General features: G+C 67.3%; 8 protein-coding genes. 3 read left to right on the top strand and 5 right to left on the bottom strand.

Features of this window, described 5'->3' with window-relative positions; genetic code table 11:
- Positions 1-320, top strand: a 320-nt coding sequence (locus tag F816_RS0113925) for an IS110 family transposase (protein ID WP_019594797.1), incomplete at its 5' end; no start/stop codon positions are given.
- A gap of 40 nt (positions 321-360) precedes the next feature.
- Here F816_RS0113925 and F816_RS0113920 read toward each other — a convergent pair.
- From F816_RS0113920 to glyQ, 4 genes are all read right to left on the bottom strand, one after another.
- Positions 361-1002, bottom strand: coding sequence for a hypothetical protein (locus F816_RS0113920; protein WP_019595217.1), 642 nt, complete (start codon positions 1000-1002; stop codon positions 361-363).
- The gene (locus F816_RS0113915; RefSeq protein WP_019595216.1) at positions 992-1747 is read right to left on the bottom strand and encodes a 1-acyl-sn-glycerol-3-phosphate acyltransferase; all 756 of its coding nucleotides are present in this window, start codon (positions 1745-1747) and stop codon (positions 992-994) included. Before F816_RS0113915 ends, F816_RS0113920 begins: the two co-directional genes overlap by 11 nt.
- Positions 1748-1756: 9 nt before the next feature.
- Positions 1757-3838, bottom strand: coding sequence for a glycine--tRNA ligase subunit beta (glyS, locus tag F816_RS0113910; protein WP_019595215.1), 2082 nt, complete (start codon positions 3836-3838; stop codon positions 1757-1759).
- 69 nt (positions 3839-3907) lie between these two features.
- A complete protein-coding gene (glyQ, locus tag F816_RS0113905) occupies positions 3908-4852 on the bottom strand; it encodes a glycine--tRNA ligase subunit alpha (RefSeq protein WP_019595214.1) in 945 nt (314 codons plus the stop codon).
- An 86-nt stretch (positions 4853-4938) separates the two neighbouring features.
- On the opposite strand from glyQ, the gene F816_RS0113900 reads away from it, so the two are divergent.
- Together F816_RS0113900 and glnA are read left to right on the top strand one after the other, a co-directional pair.
- Entirely contained in the window at positions 4939-6192 is a 1254-nt protein-coding gene (locus F816_RS0113900) for a cation diffusion facilitator family transporter (protein WP_026333285.1), read from the top strand.
- 219 nt (positions 6193-6411) lie between these two features.
- A complete protein-coding gene (glnA, locus tag F816_RS0113895; RefSeq protein WP_018175903.1) occupies positions 6412-7821 on the top strand; it encodes a glutamate--ammonia ligase in 1410 nt (469 codons plus the stop codon).
- A gap of 79 nt (positions 7822-7900) precedes the next feature.
- Here the strand turns inward: glnA and F816_RS0113890 are convergent.
- On the bottom strand, positions 7901-8245 hold a 345-nt coding region (locus F816_RS0113890; protein WP_019595207.1), incomplete at its 5' end, for an ISL3 family transposase.

Raw genomic sequence — 8245 nt, 5'->3', positions numbered from 1 at the left:
CGTTCACGAGCGCCCGGCAGGCGGCGGCGTTCCATGGGCTGGTACCGGTCCATCAGGAGTCCGGGACCTCGATCCAGCGGCCCCCGCGACTGGCGAAGGCCGGCTCGGGCCGGCTGCGCAAGACGCTCTACATGGCGGCTGTGGTGGCCACCCGCTACAACCCGGACGTGCGGCACCAGTATCACCGCCTCCTGAGGCGGGGCAAGGCCAAGATGGCGGCGATCGGGGCGGCCATGCGCAAGCTCCTGCACATCGCCTTCGGCGTGCTCAAGTCGCAAACCCCGTATCAACCCCGTAATGACATGCCTTGCAACTCATAGATCAAGACGGTATCTACGGCTCGGCCCTCGCAAGCAAACTCTATTCGTCGAAGATGGCCTCGATGCGGGCCTGGATGTGCTGGTCAGCGTCCGGGCCGAACTGCGTAGTGGCGGGATCAAAGCGGTCGCAGAAGGCGTAGGCAAACTTCAGATCCTTCACTCCGAGGGCACCGAACAGGCGTGCCTCGAAGGAATGATCCTCAGGGTTCTGGATCAGCGTGGGCCAGCCGTCCGCGCCCGGGGCCAGGGCAGGGCCGAAGAAGACCACACCGGGCAGATTCTTCAGGCGCAGTGCACAGGTGCCATCGGTTACGCCGGCCATCGGCAGGAAATCGATAGTGCGCGACAGGCGCTGCTTGCGGTTGAAGGCGATATCGATCTCGCCGCCCGTTGCGCGGATCGCCGGGGCCTCGGCCTCGAACGTGAGGGTCTCCAGCCCCGCAGCGCGCCAGGCATCCAGATCCTGCGCCCCATACCGGCTGGGCAGGAACAGGTACGCGGGCTTGCTGATGGCCCGGATCGCCTCCAGGAGCGACTCGGAATAGATCGGCGCATTCACCAGGATGCCGCCGAGCTCGAGGTCGTCGATCAGCCACACGGCCGGTTCCGAATCGCCGATCCGGTAGATGGTCCGGTCACGCAGTTCGACCAGTGGGGCGCTGATCATGGGTTCACTGGCCATCTGGCTTCTCCGTCGACAGGGTGGCGGGGCGAGGTTCGATCTCGGTCATGGTGGTCTCGATCCAGCTCTCGGCCTCGGACAGCACCTCGACCGGCTTGCGACCGGCGGTCTCGATTGGCGCCCCGATCACTACCTCGACGGTGCCGGGATAGCGCCGCAGGCCCTTTTTCGGCCAGAAGCTCCCGCTGTTCAGCGCCACCGGCAGCACCGGATAGCCGGTACGCACTGCGAGCATCGCGCCGCCCTGACGGTAACGCCCGTGTTCGCCCGGGGCCACGCGCGTGCCCTCGGGGAACACGATCACCCAGCGGCCCTGGTCCAGGCGCTGCTTGCCTTCGGCCACCAGGTTCTCCAGGGCCTGGCGTCCGCCCTCGCGATCAATCGGTACCGGATCGAGCATGGACAACGTCCAGCCGAACAGGGGGATCCGCATCAATTCGCGCTTGAGCACCCAGGTCTGCATGGGAAAGATCGTGACGAAGGCCACCGTCTCCCAGGCCGACTGGTGCTTGGACAGCACCACATGCGGGCGCGAGGGGTCGATGTGCTCGCGCCCGTGCACCCGGTAATCGATGCCGCAACTGACACGCAGCCACCAGACGTTGAACCGGCCCCACAGGGTCAGGACACGGTAGCGGACGGGGCGGGAAAACGGCCAGATCAGCGGCGGCACCAGCAGGCCGAAGACCAGGATGGAGCCAACGAGCCCCAGCTGGAACAGCAGACCTCGGATCAGGGGCAGCATCGCCCGGCCCTACCCCGTCGCCAAGCGGCCGATGTCGGCCACGGTCTCGAACGCGCGACGCAGTTCACGCAGCAGGGCCAGGCGGTTGCGGCGCTCGGCGGCGTCCTCGGCCATCACCATCACCTGGTCGAAAAAGGTGTCCACGCGATCACGCAGGCCCGCAAGCTCGCCGAGCGCGTGCAGGTAGTCACCATCGGCCACCGCCTGCTCGACGCCCGGGCGCACGGCCTGTAGCCCCTGGTACAGCTGACGCTCCTCGTCCAGCGCCAGGGCCTCCGGATCGAGTTCCGCCTCGGCCTCCTCGCCGGCCTTGCGCAGCAGGTTGTGGATGCGCTTGTTGGCCGCGGCCAGGGCCTCGGCCTCCGGGCGCTCGCGGAACAGGCTGACCGCGCGCACGCGACGGACGAAATCCAGTGGGGCATCCGGCGCGACCGCGGCCACCGCCTCGATAGTCTCGTGCGCCTGCCCCTGTTCCAGCAGGTAACCGCGCAGGCGCTCGAGGATGTACTCGCGTACCGGTTCCACGGCCTGATCGGCCTCCGGCACGCGTTCGCGGATGGGTTCGGCGGCGGCCTGCAGCAAGGGGGTCAAGGCCAGCGGCAGTTCGCGCTCGACCAGGATGCGCACCAGCCCCAGCGCGGCGCGGCGCAGGGCGAACGGGTCCTTGGTGCCAGAGGGCTGCTTGCCGATCGCAAAGATGCCGACGAGGGTGTCGAGGCGATCGGCCAGCGCCAGCGCCTGGGCGAGCGGGGCGTCCGGCAGCTCGGAGCCCGACTGGCGCGGCCAGTAGTGCTGCTCGATCGCAGCGGCGACGGTCTCGTCCTCACGATCGTGCAGGGCGTAGTAACGCCCCATGGTGCCCTGCAACTCGGTGAACTCGAACACCATCTGGGTGACCAGGTCGCACTTGGCCAGACGTGCGGCGCGCGCGGCGAGGGGCGCGTCCAGGCCCATCAGCCCGGCCAGGCGCTGCATCAGGGCCTCCAGCCGCATGGACTTGTCGCGCAGCGTGCCCAGGCGCTTCTCGAACACCACCGAGTCCAGCGCCTCCAGGCGTTCCTCCAGGCGCTTCTTCCGGTCCTGCTGCCAGAAGAACTCGGCATCGGCAAAGCGCGGGCGCAGCACGCGCTCGTTGCCGTCGCGCACCGCGTGCGGGTCGCGCGACTCGATGTTGCTGATCACGATGAAGTGCGGCTGCATGCGGCCGGCCTCGTCGACCACCGGGAAGTACTTCTGGTTGTCCTGCATGGTGGAGATCAGCGCCTCCTGCGGGACCTCCAGGAACCGCGGATCAAAGCCGCCGGTCAGGGCCACCGGCCACTCGACCAGCGCGGTCACCTCGTCCAGCAGGTCCGCATCCACCAGCGCGCGCCCGCCCAGGGCCTTCGCCTGCTCGTGGACCTGCTCGAGGATGCGCTCGCGGCGCGCCTCGAAAGACGGCTCGACAAACCCCGGACTGCGCAGCCGCTCGGCGTAGTCGTTCCCGCGCTTGAGCTCCAGGGCGCCGGGCTGATGGAAGCGGTGGCCGTGGGTCACCCGACCGGACGCTTGTTCCAGCACCGTCATCTCCAGCACCTCGGGCCCGTGCAGGACGACCAGCCAGTGCGCGGGCCGCACGAATTCGGTACGGCTGCTGCCCCAGCGCATGCGCTTGGGTGTGGGCAGGGCGTCCAGCGCGGCCTCCAGCATCTGCGGCAGCAGTTCACCGAGGGCGCGCCCCGGCTGCAGCTGGCGAAACACCAGGTACTCGCCCTTGTCGGTGGTCTCGCGCTCCAGGCGCTCGACCTCGACGCCGCAGGAACGGGCAAAGCCCAGCACGGCCTTGGTCGGTTCGCCGGCGTCGTCGAAGGCTGCGGCTACCGCCGGGCCGCGGCGCTCCTGCAACTGGTCCGGCTGGCGCGCAGGGACACTCGGGAACAACACGGCCAGGCGCCGCGGGGTGGCGAAGACCTCGGGCTCCCCCGGCTCCAGCCCGGCCTCGCGCAGGCGGGTGGTCAGGCCCTCGGCCAAGGCGTCGCGCAGGCGCGCGAGGGCGGTCGGGGGCAGCTCCTCGGTGCCAAGTTCGATCAGGAGTTCGCGGGCTTCGGCCATGTCGGGTCCAGGTTGGGTCCAGTACACGCCGCGCGACCCAGGGGGCCGGCCGGCGCGGGGTTGCGGGATTCAGGCGGCGTCGGGCTTGTTCGCGTCGTCTTCGGCACACAGCGGGAAGCCCAGGGCCTCGCGCGACTCGTAGTATTTCCGGGCGACGTTCCGCGACAGCTCACGCACGCGCAGGATATAGCGCTGGCGCTCGGTGACCGAGATCGCGCCGCGCGCATCCAGCAGATTGAAGCTGTGCGAGGCGCGCAGCATCTGCTCGTAGGCCGGCAGGGGCAGGCCCAGCTCGATCATGCGATCGCTCTCGGTCGCGTGCTGGTCGAAGGCGGCGAACAGGGCGTCGCGGTCGGCACGCTCGAAGTTGTAGGTGGACTGCTCCACCTCGTTCTGGTGGTAGACGTCGCCGTAGGTGATCGCACGGCCGTCCGGGCCGTTGGTCCAGACCAGGTCGTAGACGCTCTCCACACCCTGCAGGTACATCGCCAGGCGCTCGAGGCCGTAGGTAATCTCGCCGGAGACCGGGTGGCAGTCGAGCCCGCCGACCTGCTGGAAGTAGGTGAACTGGGTCACCTCCATGCCGTTAAGCCAGACCTCCCAGCCCAGGCCCCAGGCGCCCAGCGTCGGGGACTCCCAGTTGTCCTCGACGAAGCGCACATCGTGGGTCAGGGTGTCGAACCCGAGCGCCTCCAGCGAGCCCAGGTAGAGCGCCTGGATGTCCGGCGGCGAGGGTTTCAGCAGGACCTGAAACTGGTAGTAGTGCTGCAAACGGTTGGGGTTGTCGCCGTAGCGCCCGTCGGTCGGGCGGCGGCTCGGCTGCACGTAGGCCGCACGCCACGGCTCCGGCCCGATGGAGCGCAGGAAGGTCGCCGGATGAAAGGTCCCCGCGCCCATCTCCATGTCGTAGGGCTGCAGGACCACGCAGCCGTGATCGTTCCAGTAGTCCTGCAGGCGGCGGATCAGGTCCTGGAAGGTCGGGCTGCTGCTGGGCGGGGTGCGTTCTTGCGACATGCGGGATCCCGGGTCAGGGCAAAGCCGACAGTATATCGGCCCGGCTTCGGCCACGGCCACCGCTCGCGTTGGCGCGGGCGTTTTGCATGCAGCCAAAGCGCGCCCATACTGGGGCCTTGATTCTGTTCGGGAGAGTGGCCCTGAGCGACCCCCTCGCCAATTCCGGACCTTCGGTCACGCCGGAGAGCGGCCAGCGCTATCGTGATACCCGCCGGGTCACGTTGGTGGGCGCGGCCGTGAACAGCTTCCTCGCCGTGGCGCAGCTCGTCAGTGGCTGGCTGCTGAACTCGCAGGCCCTGGTGGCGGACGGCGTGCATACCCTGTCGGACCTGATCACCGACGGGGTGGTGCTGTTCGCGGCGAGCAAGGCCGCCGCCTCCCCCGATCAGGAACACCCCTACGGTCACGCGCGGATCGAGACCCTGGCCACGGTGATCGTCGGGGTCTTTCTGGCGCTCGCGGGTCTGGCGATTGCCTGGGCTGCCGGCAACCGCCTGGTCGAGCCCGAGGCCATGACCGGCCCCGCAAACATGGCGATCGCCTTTGCCCTGCTGACCCTGGTGGCCAAGGAAGGCCTGTATCAGTACACCCACCGGGTGGCGAAGCGCCTGCAGTCGCGGATGCTGGATGCCAACGCCTGGCATCACCGCACGGATGCGATCTCCTCGCTGTTCGTGCTGGCCGGGGTGGCCGCTGCGGTGGCCGGGTTCCCGTGGGCGGATGCCCTGGCGGCGCTGATCGTGGCGCTGTTCATCCTGCATATCGCCGGGCGCCTGATCGTGCGCAGCGCGGCGGAGCTGATCGACACGGCACTGGAGCCGGAAAAGGTCGAGCGCATCCACCGCACGATCATGGATGTGCCCGGGGTCAAGGATGCGCATATGCTGCGCACGCGCCGCCACGGCAGCGAAGTCGTCGTGGACGTGCATATCCAGGTCGCGCCGATGATCTCGGTCTCAGAGGGCCATCGGATTGCCGATGCGGTGTTCCACGCGGTGACCGATGCACATGACCGGGTGAACGACATCACCGTGCACGTGGACCCGGAAAACGACGCGGAACAGGCCCGGAGCTCCATGCTGCCGCTGCGCCCGACGCTGGTGGAGGCGCTGCGCGAGGCCTGGGCGGACGCCCCGGAGCTGGATGCGGTGGAGCACCTGTCGCTGCATTATCTCGGCGGTCGGGTACACATGACGCTGACCCTGCGCCTTGACGGGGCAGCCGCCCCGGCAGACCTCGAGGCCCGCGCCCAGGCCCTGGCCGACCGACTGCACCGCCATCCCGGGGTAGGCGACATGCTGGGCGAGGTCACGCTACTCTACCGGCCCTGCACTCATTAGGTGCGAGCCACCACGATGCGCACGAAAGTTGTGCAGATAAAGCACCAGATTGGTGCGTACAGGATGCGGCGGGGCGCCCCGGGTGCCCGTTTTTCGCGCGCCCGGGCCAAACAGGACCGGATGGCATGATGCCTGCATAATGAACCGCGACGCCGCGCAAGCGCCCAATGGGCCGGCCGGCCACCTTTGAAGACTCAAGTAAAGACCAAGGAGATCCCCATGTCCGCAGCCGACGTGCTGAACCAGATCAAGGAAAAGGAAGTTCGTTTCATCGACTTCCGTTTTACCGACTCCAAGGGCAAGGAACAGCATGTGACCGTGCCGGCCCACGACATCGACGAAGAGACCTTCGAGGAAGGCAAGATGTTCGACGGCTCGTCGATCGCCGGCTGGAAGGGAATCAACGAGTCCGACATGATCCTGATGCCGGACGCCGAGTCCGCGGTCCTCGATCCGTTCTTCGAAGACATGACCATGAACATCCGCTGCGACGTGGTCGAACCGGCCACCATGCAGGGCTACGACCGCTGCCCGCGCTCCCTGGCGCGCCGCGCCGAGGCCTACCTGCAGAGCACCGGCATCGCCGACACCGCGCTGTTCGGCCCGGAGAACGAGTTCTTCATCTTTGACGATGTGAAGTGGGGCAGCACCCTGTCCGGCTCCTACTGCCGCGTGGATTCCCAGGAAGCCTCCTGGAACTCCGAGCGCGTCTACGAGGACGGCAACATCGGTCACCGCCCGGGCGTGAAGGGCGGCTACTTCCCGGTCCCGCCGGTCGACAGCCTGCACGACATCCGCTCCACCATGTGCGAAGTGATGACCGAGATGGGCCTCGAGACCGAGGTGCACCACCACGAGGTGGCGACCGCCGGCCAGTGCGAGATTGGCGTGGGTCCCGCGACCCTGACGCAGAAGGCCGACGAGGTGCAAATCCTGAAGTACGTGATCCAGAACGTGGCCCACGTCCACGGCAAGACCGCGACCTTCATGCCCAAGCCGATCGTTGGTGACAACGGTTCCGGCATGCACGTGCACCAGTCGCTGTCCAAGGACGGCAAGAATCTGTTCTCCGGTGACCTGTATGGCGGCCTGTCCGAAACCGCGCTGTACTACATCGGCGGGATCATCAAGCACGCCCGCTCGCTGAATGCCTTCACCAACCCGTCCACCAACAGCTACAAGCGTCTGGTGCCGGGCTTCGAGGCGCCGGTCATGCTGGCCTACTCCGCCCGCAACCGCTCCGCTTCGCTGCGTATCCCGTTCGTGATGAACCCGAAGGGCCGTCGCGTCGAGCTGCGCTTCCCGGACTCCACCGCCAACCCGTATCTCGCGTTCGCGGCGATGCTGATGGCCGGCCTGGATGGCATCCAGAACAAGATCCACCCGGGCGACGCGATGGACAAGAACCTCTACGACCTGCCGCCGGAAGAAGAGAAGGGCATCCCGCAGGTCTGCCATTCGCTGGACCAGGCGCTGGAAGCCCTGAACCAGGATCGCGAATACCTGACCCAGGGTGGCGTGTTCACCGACGACATGATCGATGCCTACATCGACCTGAAGATGGAAGACGTCACGCAGATGCGCATGACCACCCATCCGATCGAGTTCGACATGTACTACAGCCTGTAAGGCACCCGCTTCCGGCCCTTTGGGGCCGCGAAGCCATCAGCCGCCCCCGGCCCCTGGCCGCGGGCGGCTTTTTTGTGGTTCATCGAGCATTACCGGGGAAGGCTGCGCGGATTTTGAGGAAGAAGTATTCCTGGTCGCGGTAGCCATAGGCCCGACGCTTGATGACCTTGATCGTGTTGTTAATGCCCTCGACGACGCTGGTGTTCAGCCGGTGGCGGCAGCGCGAGACGATGCCGGGTAGGTAGGGCTCCAGCAGGCGTGCGAAGCGCTGCAGGGCCTGGATTCCACTCTCGTGCGCTTGCTGCACCCATTGCCGCCACGCCTGGTACGTCCGCTCGGGGCTGCGCTGGAACCACAGTCTCTTGAGTTCGTCGCGTAAGAGGTAGACCGTCAGTAACGCTTGGTTGGCCTGCAGCAGCTCGTC

The organism is Thioalkalivibrio sp. ALM2T, from assembly GCF_000381505.1.
GTDB classification, from domain to species: Bacteria; Pseudomonadota; Gammaproteobacteria; order Ectothiorhodospirales; family Ectothiorhodospiraceae; genus Thioalkalivibrio; species Thioalkalivibrio versutus.
Note: the sequence above shows the minus strand (reverse complement) of the source record. Positions and strands in the feature narration are given on the sequence as shown.

Excerpts from the sequence above, each read along its gene's own strand:
- F816_RS0113920 (WP_019595217.1), bottom strand. The coding sequence starts at position 1,002 with ATGGCCAGTGAACCCATGATCAGCGCCCCACTGGTCGAACTGCGTGAC.
- glyQ (WP_019595214.1), bottom strand. The coding sequence starts at position 4,852 with ATGTCGCAAGAACGCACCCCGCCCAGCAGCAGCCCGACCTTCCAGGAC.
- F816_RS0113900 (WP_026333285.1), top strand. The coding sequence starts at position 4,939 with ATGCAGCCAAAGCGCGCCCATACTGGGGCCTTGATTCTGTTCGGGAGA.
- F816_RS0113915 (WP_019595216.1), bottom strand. The coding sequence starts at position 1,747 with ATGCTGCCCCTGATCCGAGGTCTGCTGTTCCAGCTGGGGCTCGTTGGC.
- glyS (WP_019595215.1), bottom strand. The coding sequence starts at position 3,838 with ATGGCCGAAGCCCGCGAACTCCTGATCGAACTTGGCACCGAGGAGCTG.
- glnA (WP_018175903.1), top strand. The coding sequence starts at position 6,412 with ATGTCCGCAGCCGACGTGCTGAACCAGATCAAGGAAAAGGAAGTTCGT.